The sequence below is a fragment of the Rhodocyclus gracilis genome, assembly GCF_009617575.1.
Classification (GTDB): domain Bacteria; phylum Pseudomonadota; class Gammaproteobacteria; order Burkholderiales; family Rhodocyclaceae; genus Rhodocyclus; species Rhodocyclus gracilis.
Genome location: NZ_WIXJ01000004.1, coordinates 90,686 through 106,212 on the forward strand (window position 1 = coordinate 90,686; position 15,527 = coordinate 106,212).

Annotated in this window: 14 protein-coding genes and 1 tRNA gene; 6 read left to right on the forward strand and 9 right to left on the reverse strand. The window is 65.1% G+C overall.

Features of this window, described 5'->3' with window-relative positions; all coding sequences use genetic code 11:
- Window positions 1-2: 2 nt before the first annotated feature.
- The 9 genes from GHK24_RS07620 to GHK24_RS07660 form a co-directional block, all read right to left on the reverse strand.
- Window positions 3-602 carry a FixH family protein gene (locus GHK24_RS07620; protein WP_153471555.1) on the reverse strand — a complete coding sequence of 200 codons (600 nt, stop codon included), beginning with the start codon at window positions 600-602 and terminating at the stop codon, window positions 3-5.
- Window positions 599-2,050 (reverse strand): cytochrome c oxidase accessory protein CcoG, encoded by a 1,452-nt coding sequence (ccoG, locus tag GHK24_RS07625; RefSeq protein WP_153471558.1) that lies wholly within the window; start codon window positions 2,048-2,050, stop codon window positions 599-601. Before ccoG ends, GHK24_RS07620 begins: the two co-directional genes overlap by 4 nt.
- Entirely contained in the window at window positions 2,050-2,958 is a 909-nt protein-coding gene (gene ccoP, locus GHK24_RS07630) for a cytochrome-c oxidase, cbb3-type subunit III (RefSeq protein WP_153471561.1), read from the reverse strand. The genes ccoG and ccoP overlap by 1 nt, the downstream gene beginning before the upstream one ends.
- Window positions 2,955-3,167, reverse strand: coding sequence for a cbb3-type cytochrome oxidase subunit 3 (locus tag GHK24_RS07635; protein ID WP_153471564.1), 213 nt, complete (start codon window positions 3,165-3,167; stop codon window positions 2,955-2,957). The genes ccoP and GHK24_RS07635 overlap by 4 nt, the downstream gene beginning before the upstream one ends.
- Window positions 3,168-3,171: 4 nt before the next feature.
- Window positions 3,172-3,786 carry a cytochrome-c oxidase, cbb3-type subunit II gene (gene ccoO, locus GHK24_RS07640; protein ID WP_153471567.1) on the reverse strand — a complete coding sequence of 205 codons (615 nt, stop codon included), beginning with the start codon at window positions 3,784-3,786 and terminating at the stop codon, window positions 3,172-3,174.
- A 13-nt stretch (window positions 3,787-3,799) separates the two neighbouring features.
- The gene (gene ccoN, locus GHK24_RS07645) at window positions 3,800-5,227 is read right to left on the reverse strand and encodes a cytochrome-c oxidase, cbb3-type subunit I (protein ID WP_153471570.1); all 1,428 of its coding nucleotides are present in this window, start codon (window positions 5,225-5,227) and stop codon (window positions 3,800-3,802) included.
- Window positions 5,228-5,416: 189 nt separating this feature from the next.
- A complete protein-coding gene (gene ccoS, locus GHK24_RS07650) occupies window positions 5,417-5,659 on the reverse strand; it encodes a cbb3-type cytochrome oxidase assembly protein CcoS (RefSeq protein WP_153471573.1) in 243 nt (80 codons plus the stop codon).
- A 48-nt stretch (window positions 5,660-5,707) separates the two neighbouring features.
- Window positions 5,708-8,332: a heavy metal translocating P-type ATPase gene (locus GHK24_RS07655; protein WP_340666138.1), complete on the reverse strand. Its 2,625-nt coding sequence runs from the start codon at window positions 8,330-8,332 to the stop codon at window positions 5,708-5,710.
- 20 nt (window positions 8,333-8,352) lie between these two features.
- The gene (locus GHK24_RS07660; RefSeq protein WP_153471577.1) at window positions 8,353-9,120 is read right to left on the reverse strand and encodes a 3-hydroxyacyl-CoA dehydrogenase; all 768 of its coding nucleotides are present in this window, start codon (window positions 9,118-9,120) and stop codon (window positions 8,353-8,355) included.
- A 161-nt stretch (window positions 9,121-9,281) separates the two neighbouring features.
- Here GHK24_RS07660 and GHK24_RS07665 point away from each other — a divergent pair, with 161 nt between their 5' ends.
- The 6 genes from GHK24_RS07665 to GHK24_RS07690 all read left to right on the forward strand — a co-directional run bounded on the left by GHK24_RS07665 (window position 9,282) and on the right by GHK24_RS07690 (window position 15,198).
- Window positions 9,282-10,265, forward strand: a complete 984-nt coding sequence (locus GHK24_RS07665; protein WP_153471580.1) for a bifunctional riboflavin kinase/FAD synthetase — start codon at window positions 9,282-9,284, stop codon at window positions 10,263-10,265.
- 37 nt (window positions 10,266-10,302) lie between these two features.
- On the forward strand, window positions 10,303-13,122 hold the full coding sequence (gene ileS, locus GHK24_RS07670; protein WP_153471583.1) for an isoleucine--tRNA ligase: 2,820 nt from the start codon (window positions 10,303-10,305) through the stop codon (window positions 13,120-13,122).
- Window positions 13,115-13,603 (forward strand): signal peptidase II, encoded by a 489-nt coding sequence (gene lspA, locus GHK24_RS07675; protein WP_153471586.1) that lies wholly within the window; start codon window positions 13,115-13,117, stop codon window positions 13,601-13,603. Before ileS ends, lspA begins: the two co-directional genes overlap by 8 nt.
- A complete protein-coding gene (locus tag GHK24_RS07680) occupies window positions 13,600-14,031 on the forward strand; it encodes an FKBP-type peptidyl-prolyl cis-trans isomerase (RefSeq protein WP_153471589.1) in 432 nt (143 codons plus the stop codon). The genes lspA and GHK24_RS07680 overlap by 4 nt, the downstream gene beginning before the upstream one ends.
- 55 nt (window positions 14,032-14,086) lie before the next feature.
- Window positions 14,087-15,016, forward strand: a complete 930-nt coding sequence (gene ispH / locus GHK24_RS07685; RefSeq protein ID WP_153471592.1) for a 4-hydroxy-3-methylbut-2-enyl diphosphate reductase — start codon at window positions 14,087-14,089, stop codon at window positions 15,014-15,016.
- 106 nt (window positions 15,017-15,122) lie between these two features.
- A tRNA-Thr gene (locus tag GHK24_RS07690) sits at window positions 15,123-15,198 on the forward strand.
- Window positions 15,199-15,527: the final 329 nt, after the last annotated feature.

The window sequence follows — 15,527 nt, forward strand, 5'->3', positions numbered from 1 at the left end:
GGCTACTTGCCGTGGTAGGTGATCGGCTGCCGTGCCTCTTCCGGTGGCGGCGGCAGGCTGACCGAGTTGTGCGTGTCGAGGCGCCACTCGCCGACCAGACGCCAATCCTGGGACGCGTTTTCGAGAGCGACGTGCCAACGCCCGCTGATCGGTGCCGTCAGGCGGCCACCGTAAAGACCGTTACCGAGGGAACGCAGTGCGACGCTCTGATCGATGCCGCTACGCGTCGGGTGCGTTACGCGCAAAGTGAGTGTATCCGGGAAGACGAAGCCGGGGCGTCCGCGCATGTAGGCCCGTACTTCCGGCGCCACGCCACCGTTCGCAGGTTGCAGGAATACGTCGGCGGCGAGCGATAACTCCTGCGCGCGCTGATCACGGGCGACACGCTGATTAACGGCGAGCCCCTGCTTGTAGTAATCGTCATCGACCAGCCCGTCGTTGCTGCGCACGGCAAGCCACGCGGTCGTCAGACCGGCCACGACGACAATCGCCGGGCCGGCCATCAGGAACCAAGGCCAGCGCTCGCGATACCAAGGCTGCGCGCTGGGCGCCCCCGGGGTGGCGGGGGAGGCACTCCCGGCAGAACTCGTCGGAGAACTCATGGCAGGTAGAAGCTCGCTTTTTCGCGCACGGCGATGTCAGGCTGATTCTGCGCGCTGAGGGTGAAGTAAATCGTCTGTCCGCCCTGACGTCCCGGCGGCGCTTCGACGCGCACGACGACTGGCACGGTCTGCGACGAGGCAGCGGGTACATTGACCACGTGTTCGCCGACGACATCGATACCGTCGATGCCCTCGACGCCGAGCGCGTAGGTGTGCGGCGCCTCGTCGGTGTTCATGATCTGCAACGTGTAGACGTTCTCGATACGCCCGTCTTCGGATTCGCGCGCGAGACTTGAACGGTCACGCAGCACGTCGACCTTGAGCGGGATGCGCGTCGCCAGACTCCAGACGGTGACACCCAGAATGGCCAGCAGAATCACGCTGTAGAGCAGCGTGCGCGGACGCAGCAGGTGAGCGAGGATCTGCTTTGGCCCGTAATGCTGCGCCAGCGCATTCTCGGTCGAGTAGCGGATCAGCCCGCGCGGCGAACCGATCTTGTCCATCACCTCGTCACAGGCGTCGATGCACTTGGCGCAGGCGATGCACTCGTACTGCAGGCCGTTGCGGATATCGATGCCGGTCGGACAGACCTGCACACACAAGCCGCAGTCAATACAGTCACCGGTCGTCTTCGCCGCAAGCTCGACGTTTTTGCGCCGCGGACCGCGCGGCTCGCCGCGTTCCGGGTCGTAGCCGATGATCAGGGTATCGGGATCGAACATCACCCCCTGAAAACGGGCGTACGGGCACATGTACTTGCACACCTGCTCGCGCATGAAACCGGCTTGCAGATAGAAGAAGCCGGCGTAGAACAAGGTCCAGAACCACTCCCACGGTCCCAGCTCGAGATGCGCGACGCCGTGGGCAAGCTCCTTGATCGGCGTGAAATAGCCGACGAAGGTAAAGCCCGTCCACGCCGCCAGCAGCAACCAGAGGAAGTGCTTGCTGGCGCGCAGCCGCAGCTTGTGTGCATTCATCGGCTGCGCATCGAGCTTGAGACGCGCACTGCGGTCGCCTTCGATGCGCCGCTCGATCCACATGAAGATTTCTGTATAGACCGTCTGCGGGCAGGCGTAACCGCAAAAGAGTCGCCCACCGAAAGCCGTCGCCAGAAAGAGTCCGTAAGCCGACAAGACGAGCAGGACGGCGAGGTAGATCACATCCTGCGGCCACAGCGAGAGACCGAAGATGTAGAACTTGCGTTCAACGAGATGGAACAGCACCGCCTGCCGGCCGTTCCAGTCCACCCAGCAAAGGCCGTAAAAAATCGCCTGGGTCAGGAAGAAGATCGCCCATCGCCAGCGATTGAAACGACCGCGCACTTCGCGCACCTGAATTTTCTGTTGCTTCTGATACAGCGCTCCGGTGTCAATCGGCACCGCGGCAATGGTCGCCGCACGCGCCGGCACGTCGTGGCCGGCCGTGGCGTCTTGCGACAGGGGTTTCATCAGTGTGTGCTCGGCGGGTTACTCAGGCTATAGACGTAGGCGGCCAACAGGTGGACCTTGCCTTCGCCAAGAAAATCCTTCCATGCCGGCATCTGGTTGTTGCGCCCCTTGGTGATCGTCTCGATCACCGTCGCTTCGGAGCCGCCATGCAGCCAGACCTTGTCCGTCAGGTTCGGCGCACCCAGTGCCGGGTTGCCCTTGGCCTCAGGGCCATGGCAGGCGACGCAGTCCGACGCCTTGTAGGTTTCGCGTCCCTTGGCAATACGCACCGGGTCGCCGGGAAGGCCCGACAGCGAGCGCACATAGTTGGCCAGATTGCGGATGGTGTCTTCGCCCATGTAGGCGTGCGCAGGCATGACGCCGTAACGGCCGCCAAGAATGGTTTCCTTGATCCGCTCCGGCTCGCCGCCCCACAACCAGTCCTTGTCGGTCAGGTTGGGGAAGCCCTTGGCGCCGTGCGCGTCAGCGCCGTGGCACTGCATGCAGTAGGTCAGGTACAGGCGCTTGCCCATTTCGTGCGCTTCCGGGTCCGCGGCGACATCGCGCAGATCCATCTTCAGGTACTTGTCGAAGAGCGGCTTGACCTGCGCGTCGACCTTGGCAACCTCGGCTTCGTACTGGCCAACCGCCGTCCAGCCCAGGACGCCACGGAAGCTGCCAAGACCGGGGTAAAGCACCAGATAGACGAGGGCAAACACCACCGTCAGGTAGAACATCCACATCCACCAGCGCGGCAGCGGATTGTTGTACTCCTGCAAGGTCTCGTCCCAGACGTGGCCGGTCGGCTGCACGGCCCCGGCAGGACGATGCAGGCTTTGCGACCAGAGAAACACGGCGCAACCGATAACGCTGACCAGCACCACGGCAATGATCAGCCAGCTCCAGAATTCGCTAACAAAGTCGCTCATGGCGCCTTTCCTTCCTTTGCGCGTGCCGCGTCAGCGAGGCCACTCAGGCCAAGCTCGGCGCGGTCTGCCGCCTCATCCGAAAATGGCAGTTGCGCTGCCTCGTCAAAGCGTGCCTTGTTGGCTTTGACGCCGAACGCCCACCAGATAATGCCGAGGAAGGTCACAAACGACACGACCGTCATCAGCGCACGCAGATCGTTGATGTCCATGGCCTTATTGCGTGTCCTTGAGTTGCACGCCGAGCCCTTGCAGGTAGGCAATCAGCGTGTCGAGTTCGGTCTTGCCGGCCAGCTGTTCGCGGGCGCCGGCAATATCCTCGTCGGTATAGGGCACGCCAACGCGGCGCAGGGCGCGCATCTTGGCTTCGATGTCCGTCGCGTCCGCCGGCGTCTTGGCGAGGAAGGCAAAGGCCGGCATGTTCGATTCGGGAACGAGGTCGCGCGGATTGTTCAAGTGCGCGCGGTGCCATTCGTCCGAATAACGGCCGCCGACGCGCGCCAGATCAGGACCGGTGCGCTTGGAGCCCCACTGGAAGGGGTGGTCATAGACGAACTCGCCGGCCACCGAATACCGACCATAACGCTCGGTTTCGGCGCGGAAGGGACGAATCATCTGCGAATGGCAGTTGTAGCAGCCCTCGCGCAGGTAGATATCGCGACCGGTAAGACGAACAGCGTCGTACGGCTTGAGCCCGGCGACCGGCGTCGTCGTGGAGTTCTGGAAGAAGAGCGGGACGATTTCGAGCAGGCCGCCGACACAGAGCACCAACAATGTCAGCACAAACAGCAGCCCGACGTTCCGTTCAATGGCGTCGTGCGTGAATTTCATTTTCAATCCCCTTTCAGGCGTGCTGGGCGGCCGGCAACAGCACCGGCGCATCGACGCGCTGACCGCCGCGGATCGTGCGCACCATGTTGTAGGCCATGATCAACATGCCGCTGAGGAAGAGCACACCACCGAGGAAGCGGATCGCCCAGAAGGGATACGATCCTTTGACGGCCTCTACGAAGCTGTAGGTCAGCGTGCCATCCGGATTGACCGCGCGCCACATCAGCCCCTGCATCACGCCGGCAATCCACATCGAGGCGATATAGAGCACGACACCGATGGTGGCCACCCAGAAATGCACGGTGATGAGCTTGACGCTGTACATCTCCGGCTTGCCGAAGAGGCGAGGCAGCATGTAATAGAGCGAGCCGATCGACACCATCGCCACCCAGCCCAGCGCACCGGAGTGCACGTGACCGACCGTCCAGTCGGTGTAGTGCGAAAGCGCGTTGACCGTCTTGATCGCCATCATCGGCCCTTCGAAGGTCGACATGCCGTAGAAGGAGAGCGAGGTAATCAGGAACTTGAGGATCGGGTCGTCACGCAGCTTGTGCCAGGCACCGGAGAGGGTCATGACGCCGTTGATCATGCCGCCCCAGGACGGTGCCAGGAGGATCAGCGAGAAGACCATGCCGATCGACTGCGTCCACTCCGGCAGCGCCGTGTAATGCAGGTGATGCGGACCCGCCCACATGTAGGTGAAGATCAGCGCCCAGAAGTGCACCACCGACAGCCGGTAGGAATACACCGGCCTCCCGGCCTGTTTCGGCACGAAGTAGTACATCATCCCGAGGAAGCCAGCCGTGAGGAAGAAGCCCACCGCGTTGTGGCCGTACCACCACTGCACCATCGCATCCTGAACGCCGGCGTAAGCGGAATACGACTTGAAGAGCGTCACCGGTACAGCGGCACTATTGAAGATATGCAGCAGGGCAACGGCGATGATGAAGGCGCCGTAGAACCAGTTGGCGACGTAGATGTGGCTGACCGTTCGCTTGGCGATGGTGCCGAAGAAAACGACGGCGTACGCGATCCAGACGATGGCGATCAGGATGTCGATCGGCCATTCCAGCTCGGCGTATTCCTTGCCTTGGGTCATCCCCATCGGCAGGGTAATCGCCGCCAGCACGATCACCAGTTGCCAACCCCAGAAGGTGAAGGCGGCGAGCGGCCCGGCGAAGAGCCGGGCGTGACAGGTGCGCTGCACGACGTAGTAGGACGTCGCGAAAAGCGCACTGCCGCCAAAGGCAAAGATGACGGCATTGGTGTGTAAAGGTCGCAATCGACCAAAGGTGAAATACGGAGAGAAGTTCAGCTCCGGCCATACCAGCTGGGCGGCAATCACCACCCCCACCAGCATGCCGACGATCCCCCAGACTACCGCCATCACGGAAAACTGCCTGATCACCGTGTAGTTGTAAGTCGCTTGCATTTCCGGCATCACACACCTCATTTCCCGGGCGAGACACTGACTGAGGATTCTCTATCAGTGCTTTTCGCCTGTCATTCTTTGTCTCATCGTTAGCGGAATAAGTTTACCAGAAGCTTACAAAATTTGACATCGATCAAGTTTACTATTGCACACATCAAGTTTCAAAAGATACACAAAAAAGGAACGCGGCCAACACAATCAGTGCGATTTTTTATCAGGCTCAGCCTCCCCGCCCAGCACGCCCGCAGCCTCAGTGGGTTCAGCCGGCACAACGGAAGTCGGTGACGGTTTCTGTTGCGGCGTGTCGTCGTCCATCAACACGCGGTACGCCGGGCCTTCGAGATCATCGAACTGCCCCCCGCGCAGCGACCACCAGAAGGCGATGCCGATCAGGAAGACCAGCACCACCGACACCGGAATCAACAGATAGAGCGTTTCCATCAGACAGAACCTATCAACAAGTGCGGGCAACGGCCCACGAAATCAGCATCAGCGCGGCGAAGGCGTCTGCAAGCGTAGCGAATTGAGCGCCACCAGTAACGAACTGGCCGACATGCCGATGCCCGCCAGCCAGGGTGAAATCAGCCCCGCCATCGCCAAAGGCAGGGCCAGGGCGTTGTAGAGCACGGCCCACGCGAGGTTCTGGCGGATCACCCGCCAGGTCCGCCCGGCCAGCACGACCCCGCGACGCAAGGGGTCAAGCGAAGCCGCCAGGAGGAGAACGTCCGCCTGCGCCCGCGCCAGCGGCGCCCCTTCACCCATGGCGACCGACACCTGGGCCTGCGCGAGCACCGGTGCGTCATTGACGCCATCGCCAAGCATCGCCACCACCTCGCCCCGCGCCTGCAAGGCCCGCACGAAATCGCGCTTGTCCGACGGCGACATCGCCGCCTGCACATCGTCGATGCCAACCGCCGCCGCCACGGTGCGCGCCGCCGGCCACGCATCCCCCGTCGCCAGCGTCACGCGCTTGCCTGCCGCACGCAGAGCCGCGACCAGCGCCGCCGCCTCCGGGCGCAAGGCATCGCCAATGCGAAAGAGCGCCAGCCAGCCCTGCGCGTCGCCCAGCGCAATGAGCGTATCGACGCGCGCCGACGAGGCATCGTCCGAGGCGTCGGACACCGCGCTCTCATTCGCCGTCGGCCGCGATGCCGCGACGCTCTCCGGCAAGGCCAGTCCGTGCAACTGCGCAACAAACTCCGGCCGACCGAGACGAATCGCGCCCGTCGTCGTCTGCGCCTCGATCCCGCTACCGGGCGTATTGCGCACATCAAAAAACTCCGGCACGCCAGCGGCGCGGCGCGGCGCGGCGCCCTCGCCGGCCGGGGGCGGAGCCCCCTCTGTCGCCCCGGTCCCTACCACTTTCTCGGCTGCCGCCCCCGCCACCTTCGCCGCGTCGCGCAAGGCGGCGCCCAGCGGATGCTCGGAATCGCGTTCGAGGGCCGCCGCCCAAGCGAGCGCCGTAGACGCATCGAGGCGCCCCATGGGCTCAACCTCCCGCACACGCATGCGGCCGAAGGTCAGCGTGCCGGTTTTATCGAAGACAAAATGGGTCGCCTGTGCCAGCGTTTCGATGGCATGCGCCCGCGTCACCAACAGGCCATCGCGCGCCAGCGCGCCACTCGCCGCCGTCAGCGCCAGCGGCGTCGCCAGCGATAGCGCACACGGGCAGGTCACCACCAGCATCGACACCGTTACCCAGAGGGCGCGGTCGGAGTCGATGATCGTCCACGCAATCGCCGTCGCCACTGCCAGCAGCAACACCACGCCGATAAAGCGCGAGGCAACGCGATCAGCGAGTTCGACAAGACGCGGTTTCTCCGCCGCCGCGCGTTCCATCAGGCGCACGATGGCCGACAGACGCGTCGCCTCGCCGACCGCCTCGACGCACATGACGAGCGGACTATCGACGTTCTGTGCGCCGCCCATCAGCGCGCTGCCGGGCGACTTGTGCGCCGGCGTGCTTTCGCCCGTCAGCAAGGATTCATTGACGGAACTCACGCCATCGAGCACCCGCCCGTCGGCCGGAATCGTCTCGCCGGCACGAACGAGCACAGCGTCGCCAGCGACGAGGTCACCAACCAGCACACGCTCGCTGTCGCGCCCGCCGGGGAATCCCGACAGCCGCTCGGCAAACGACGGCAAAAGCCGCGCCAGGGCTTCGGCAACGCCGACCGCCTTCTGGCGCGCACTCATTTCGAGGAAACGCCCGCCCAGCAGGAAGAAGACGAACATCGTCACCGAGTCGAAGTACACCTGCCCCGAAGCCGTCAGCGTGGCCCAGACGCTGGCCGCGAACGCCGCGCCGACGCCAATGGCCACCGGCGTATCCATGCCGGCTCGCCCCAGCCGCAGATCGCGCCAGGCGCCGCGAAAGAAAGGAGCCGCCGAATAAAAGACCACCGGCAGCGTCAGCACCAGGCTGGCCCAGCGCATCAACTGCTCGATCTCGGGCGACATATCGCCTTCGCCAGCGAAATACACCGGCACGGCGTACATCATCACCTGCATCATGCCGAAGCCGGCGACGAACACCCGCCACAGGGCGGCCCGCCGCTCTTCGCGTGCCAGCGTCTCGCTGCGCGCCGGATCGTAGGGATAGGCGCGATAACCGATGGCCGCGACAGCGGCGAGAATCTCCGAAAGATGGATGCGCCGCTCATCCCAGCGCACGCGAGCGCGGCGTGTCGCGTAATTGATCTCGGCCGCCAGCACACCCGGCTGCCGCGCCAGATGCTGCTCGTTCAGCCAGATGCAGGCGCTACAGGTGATCCCTTCGAGCAGCAGCGACGCCTCGCGCTCGTCGGGGCCCAGCGCGCGGACAAAACTCTTCTGGAAATCGGCGTGATCGAAAAGCCCCAGATCGGCGAGCGCCGAAGGCAAAGCCTCGCGCCCACCGCTGGCCGGCGATTGCGGCAGGGCATCGCGGTTACGGTAGTAATCCGCCAGCCCGTTGCCAACAATCGCCTGCGCCACGGCCTGACAGCCGGCGCAGCACATCGTCCGCGGCTCACCATCGATATCCACCGCAAAATCCGTCTGCGGCGGCACCGGCAAGCCACAGTGGTAACACGCCTGCGGCGTCACCGCCCTATCTTCAAGACCCGCCGCCACGCCGGAACCTCCTCACACAGTCAACGCGGCGCCATCCGTATGGCGCCATCCAGACGGATGACCTCGCCGTTGAGCATGGCGTTCTCGACAATGTGCTGAACGAGCGCGGCGTATTCGTCCGGTTTGCCCAGACGCGAGGGGAAGGGAACCATGTTGCCAAGCGCCTGCTGTACCTCTTCCGGCATGCCGAGCAACATCGGCGTCTCGAAAATCCCCGGCGCAATCGTCATGACGCGAATCCCCGAGCGCGCCAGCTCGCGGGCCGCCGGCAGCGTCAACGCGACGATGCCGCCCTTCGACGCGGCATAGGCGGCTTGGCCGATCTGCCCGTCGTAGGCGGCGACCGAAGCCGTATTGATGATGACGCCGCGCTCACCGCCGGCATTCGGCTGATTGCGCCCCATCGCCACGGCGGCGAGACGCAGCATGTTGAAAGAGCCGACGAGGTTGACGTTGATCACCCGTGCGAAGCTCTCCAAGCGATGCGCGCCCTCGCGGCCGACGATCTTTTCCGCGGGCGCGATGCCGGCGCAATTGACCAACCCATCGAGACGACCGAAGCGCGAACACGCCGCATCGACAGCCGCCGCCGCGCTCGCCTCATCGGCAACGTTGGCGTGCACGAACGCGGCGTTCGCTCCCAGTTCCTCCGCCAGGGCCGTGCCGGCCTCGCTATTCACATCGGCCAACAGCACGCGGGCGCCACCGGCCACCAAACGTCGCGCCGTCGCCGCACCCAGACCGGAACCGCCGCCGGTCACCAGAAACACCGAATCTTCGATACGCATGCACGCTTCTCCATCGGGTTGATTGTTGCGCCAGATGGTACCGCGAAACCCGCGAGCGAACCGTCGCCGAGCGGGGGCGGCGTCAAAGGGAAATGGGCGCCACGGCGGGGGCGGCGTCAAAACGCTATAATCTGGCGTTTTGTCGAGGCGACACTCGCCCAATGCTCGTCCAACGCGGTTTTTCGCGCCCGGCGCCCGCCGACACGGCGCTGACCATCGGCAACTTCGACGGCGTCCATCTCGGCCACCGTGCGCTGCTCAGCCGCCTCGGCGAGGTGGCGCAGGGGCGCGGACTGCTGCCGGCCGCGCTCACCTTCGAGCCGCATCCGCGCGAGTTTTTCACGCCCGAAGCAACCCCGGCGCGCCTGTCGACGCTGCGCGAGAAGCTCGAATTACTCGACGCCGACGGTGTACGTCACTGCTGCGTCGGCCGCTTCAACGCCCGGTTCGCCGCGCTGTCCGCCGAGCAATTCATCGACGACGTGCTGGTCAGATGCCTGCGCGTGCGCCATCTGATCATCGGCGACGACTTCCACTTTGGCGCCGGCCGCACGGGCGACTTTGCGCAACTGCGCGCCGCTGGCGAACGCCACGGCTTTGCAGTCGAGTCGATGCGCAGCGTCCTGCTCGACGGCGAACGCATTTCCAGCTCCGCCGTCCGCGACGCGCTTGCCAAGGGCCAGCTGCAACACGCCGAACGCCTGCTCGGCCGCCCGTACGCCATCGACGGTCGCATCGTCCGTGGGCAGCAACTCGGCCGCCGCCTCGGCTTCGCCACGGCCAACATCCGCATCCGGCACGACCGGCCGCCGCTCAGCGGCGTCTTTGCCGTCGAAGTCAGCGGTCTCAGTGGTCTCAATGGCCTCGACAGTCGCCGCGATGCGCCGCCGCTCGCTGGCATCGCCAACCTCGGCGTGCGTCCGAGCATCGACGCCAATGCGCGCCCACTGCTCGAAGTTCACCTGTTCGACTTTGATCGCGACATCTACGGCGCCCACCTGTCGGTGCGTTTCCTGTCCAAACTGCGCGATGAAATGAGTTTTCCCAACCTTGACGCCTTGCGCGCGCAGATTGCCCGCGATGCCGCCATCGCCCACGAATTTTTCGCGCAACGGGCGGCAGCAACGCCGACGCCCGCCTCCTGACCTCCCCATTTCGTCCGCACCCTTTCTGAAGATCGCCATGGCCGACTACAAGAAAACCCTCAATCTGCCCGATACGCCCTTCCCGATGCGTGGCGACCTCGCCAAGCGCGAACCGCACTGGGTCGCCGCCTGGCAGGAGCAGAAGCTCTACGAGAAGATCCGCGCCGTCTCGGCCGGGCGCCCGCGCTTCGTGCTGCACGACGGCCCGCCCTACGCCAACGGCGACATCCACATCGGCCACGCGGTCAACAAGATCCTCAAGGACATCATCGTCCGCTCGAAGACGCTCGCCGGTTTCGACGCGCCCTACGTGCCGGGTTGGGACTGCCACGGCCTGCCGATCGAACACCAGATCGAGAAGCTGCACGGCAAGCACATCCCCGCCGACCGCGTGCGCGAACTCTGCCGCACCTACGCCGGCGAACAGGTGGCGCGGCAGAAGCAAGACTTCATCCGCCTCGGCATCCTTGGTGCGTGGGATAAGCCTTACCTGACGATGAACTTCAGCAACGAAGCCGACGAAATCCGCGCACTCGGCAAGATTCTCGAGAAGGGCTACCTCTATCAGGGTCTGAAGCCGGTGAACTGGTGCCTGGACTGCGGCTCGGCGCTCGCCGAAGCCGAGGTGGAATACGAAGACAAGACCTCGCCAGCCATCGACGTTGCCTTCGAACTCGCGCCCGAAGCAGCGGCAAAGGCCGCACAGGCGTTTGGTCTGACGCGCCTCGACGGCCCGACCTTCGCCGTCATCTGGACGACGACGCCGTGGACGCTGCCGGCCAACGAAGCGGTGAGCGTGCATCCCGAATTCGACTACGAGCTGATCGCCACCGAGAAGGGCTCGCTGATCCTCGTGCGCGAACTCGCTGAAGCCTGTCTGGCGCGCTACGAACTGACCGGCACCCGCGTCGCCAGCGCCAAGGGTGCGGCGCTCGAACACCTGCTGCTGCGCCATCCTTTCCAGACGCGCGAGGTCGAGATCATCTGCGGCACGCACGTTACCGTCGATTCGGGTACCGGCCTCGTGCACACTGCACCGGCACACGGCATGGATGACTACGTGGTCGGCAAGGTCTACGGCCTGCCGGTGAACAACCCGGTCGGTGACGACGGCCGCTTCCTGCCGGCAACACCCGCCCTGTCGACCGGCGAACTCGCCGGCAAAACGGTCTGGGAAGCCAATCCGCTGGTGATCGAAGAACTCACCGCGCGCCAACGCCTGCTCAAGCTCGACAAGTTGCGCCACAGCTATCCGCACTGCTGGCGGCACAAGAGCCCGATCATCTTCCGCGCGACGACGCAGTGGTTCATCGGCATGGACCAACGCGCCCAGGCCGAAGGACACACGACCGCCGAAGAGACGCCGACGCTGCGCCAGATCGCCGCGCAGGCTGTCGATGCCACCCAGTTCTTCCCGTCCTGGGGCCGCGCCCGTCTGGAGGCGATGATGAAGACGCGCCCCGACTGGTGCGTCTCGCGCCAGCGCAACTGGGGCGTGCCTATCCCCTTCTTCCTGCACCGCGAGACGGCGCAGCCGCACCCGCGCACGCCCGAACTGATCGAGGAAGTCGCCAAACGCGTCGAGAAGGCCGGCATTGAAGCGTGGTTCGCGCTCGATGCGCGCGAACTACTCGGCGACGAGGCCGAGCACTACCGCAAGATGAGCGACACGCTCGACGTCTGGTTCGACTCCGGCAGCACACATTGGAGCGTGCTGCGCGGCTCACACGCCGACACGCTCTCGTACCCGGCCGACCTCTACCTCGAAGGCTCCGACCAGCACCGCGGCTGGTTCCAGAGTTCGCTGCTCACCGGCTGCGCCATCGACGGCCGCGCGCCCTACGACGCGCTCCTGACGCACGGCTTCGTCGTCGACGGCAAGGGGCTGAAGATGTCGAAGTCGAAAGGCAACGTCGTCGCGCCGCAGAAGGTCTCCGACACGCTCGGCGCCGACATCCTGCGCCTGTGGGTCGCCGCCACCGACTATTCGGGCGAACTGTCGATCTCCGACGAAATCCTGAAACGTGTCGTCGAATCCTACCGCCGCCTGCGCAACACCTTGCGCTTCCTGCTCGCCAACGTCGCCGACTTCGACGCCGCCCACGACATGCCGGCGCTCGACGAATGGCTGGAAATCGACCGCTACGCGCTGGCCATGACGCGCGAACTCGCCGAACGCTGCGAAGCCGACTTCGCACGTTACGAATTCCACCGCGTCGTCCAGTCGCTGCAAACCTTCTGCTCGGAAGACCTCGGCGGCTTCTACCTCGACATCCTCAAGGACCGCCTGTACACCACCGGCGCCAAGTCGCTGGCACGGCGTTCGGCGCAAGGCGCGCTGTGGCACATCGCCAACACGCTCATCCGCCTGCTCTCGCCGATTCTCTGCTTCACGGGCGAAGAAGCCTGGCGCGTCCTCTCCGGCCAGGACGACGACTCGGTCATGCTGCATACGTGGCATCGTCCGCCGGTCGCCGCCGACGAAGGCGCGCTCCTCGACAAGTGGAGCAAGATCCGCGTCTGGCGCAGCGAAGTGACGAAGGCACTCGAAGACCGCCGCATTGCCGGTGAAATCGGCTCCTCGCTGCAAGCGTCCGTCACCATCCATGCCGACGGCGAAAAATACGCACTGCTCGCCTCGCTCGGTGACGACCTGCGCTTCGTCTTCATCTGCTCGCAGGTCGATCTGCACCGCTCGGCCGACGAGCGCCTGCACGTCGCGCCGCTGGCGCACGCCAAATGCGAACGCTGCTGGCACGTGCGCGCCGACGTCGGCGCCGACCCGAGCCACCCGGAACTCTGCGGCCGCTGCGTCGCCAGCCTGAATGGCCGCGAAGAGGCGCATCAGCATGTCTAGGCTGCGCTCCGGTCACTGGCTGGCCCTGGCCACCGCGCTGATCGCCCTCGATCAGGTGACCAAGTGGGTAGTGCTCTCGCATATCCAGCTCGGTGAGACCATCGTCGTCGCGCCCTTCTGGAACTGGGTCTTGGCCTTCAACACCGGCGCCGCCTTCAGCTTCCTGTCCGATGCCGGCGGCTGGCAGCGCTGGTTCTTCACCGGGCTCGCCTTCGCCATTGCCGGCTGGATCGTCGTCATGCTGCGGCGCCATGCCAGCGACCTGCATCTCTCGCTGGCGCTATCGCTGATCCTCGCCGGTGCGCTCGGCAATGTCATCGACCGCATCCGCTTCGGCGCCGTCGTCGACTTCATCCAGTGGCACGTCGCCGGTTACTACTGGCCGGCTTTCAACGTCGCCGATTCGGCCATCGTCGGCGGCGCCATCCTGCTCGCCCTCACCCAGCTACGCCCACGCCCCGCGTCCGGAGATCACGCATGAGCGCCACGGTATTGCCCGACAGCTTTCTCACCCTGCACTACCGGCTCGCCTCCGCCGACGGCGAAGAATTCGTCAGCACCTTCGGCCTGTCGCCGGCGACGCTGCAAATGGGCAGCGGCCAGCTTGCCGCACCGCTCGAAGCCCGCCTGCTCGGCCTGGCGGAGGGCACCCGCACCTGCTTCGAACTGGCACCGGCAGACGCCTTCGGCGAACGCAATCCGCTGCTCGTCGAACGCATCGCCCGCAGCGCACTGCCGGCGGAAATCGAACTCGTCCCCAATACGCTCGTCGAATTCGGCACGCCGGACGGCGGCAACTTCGCCGGTTTCCTGCGCGAACTCGACGCCGAAACGGCGCTGTTCGACTTCAACCATCCGCTCGCCGGACGCGCCATCCAGTTTGAAGTGCAGCTGATCGGCATTCTCTGAGCGCTGCCGGGCACCGCGCCAAGCTCCCTGATCCACGATTCACAGGACGACCACCATGAACATCATCCTCGCCAACCCTCGCGGCTTCTGCGCCGGCGTCGAACGCGCCATCGCCATCGTCGAACGCGCGCTGGAAAAATTCGGCGCGCCGATCTACGTCCGCCACGAGGTCGTGCACAACAAATTCGTCTGCGACAGCCTGCGCGAAAAAGGCGCCGTCTTCATCGACGAACTGGCCGACGTGCCCGCCAACGCGACGGTGATCTTCAGCGCCCACGGCGTCTCGCAGACGGTGCGCGAGGAAGCGCAGGCGCGCGGCCTGCGCATTTTTGACGCGACCTGCCCGCTCGTCACCAAGGTGCATATGGAAGTCGCGCGCATGCGGCGCGAAGGGCGCGAGATCGTCATGATCGGCCACCGCGGCCACCCGGAAGTCGAAGGCACCATGGGGCAGGCCACCGAAGGCATGTACCTCGTGGAAAACGCCGCTGACGTGGCGACGCTCGCCGTCAGCCAGCCCGAGGCACTCGCTTACGTCACGCAGACGACGCTGTCGGTCGACGATGCGGAAGTCGTCGTCGGCGCCCTGAAGCAACGCTTCCCGACGATCATCGGCCCGAAAAAGGACGACATCTGCTACGCCACGCAAAACCGGCAGGACGCCGTGCGCGCGCTGGCCGAAGGCTGCGATCTCGTGCTCGTCGTCGGTTCGCCGAGCAGCTCCAACTCCAACCGGCTGCGCGAAGTCGCCGCCGGGCGCGGCGTGCGAGCCCACCTTGTCGACCGTGCCGACGACATCCGCCCCGAATGGCTCGAAGGCGTGCGCCAGATCGGCGTCACCGCCGGCGCTTCCGCCCCCGAGAAGCTGGTGCGGGAAGTCGTCGAACACCTCAGCGCGCTGGGCGCCGGCTCGGTCAAGGACATTCCGGGCATCATCGAAGGCGTGAATTTTCCGCTGCCGCGCGACCTCGTCGAAGCCACCTGAAGCAAGGTTTGGCGCAGCAAACGGCCGCCGTCGCCCCGCTCGCGCCATTTTCCCTGCCGTTACGCTTGTTTCCGGCGCAGATTTCAGCCTATAATCCGCGCCCTGCGCTGCTGTAGCTCAGTCGGTAGAGCAACTGATTCGTAATCAGTAGGTCACCAGTTCGATTCCGGTCAGCAGCACCAAACATAAGGGCTTACCTTCGGGTAGGCCCTTTCTCTTTTGTGCTCCGGGCAGCACAGGGGCCGCCGGCGGCGCAGCGTGCGCCACCCATCAATCCGCCGCCACGCTCAGCGCGTCGCCGCTGGAGGCTCCCTGCCCCACTCCCTGCTCCACTCTCTGCTCCACTCCCCGTCCCGCCCTGCGTTCGGTTTCCCGAACGCCAACCGCCGCCCGCGTCCGGATTTCCGACCAGTGCCCGGCGGCGCGGGCAAAAACCCCTTTGAAACCATGGCTTAAGAAGCGGCGTTGCTGGCACGGCCTGTGCAAACAACAAGCAAGCGACCGCGATCCG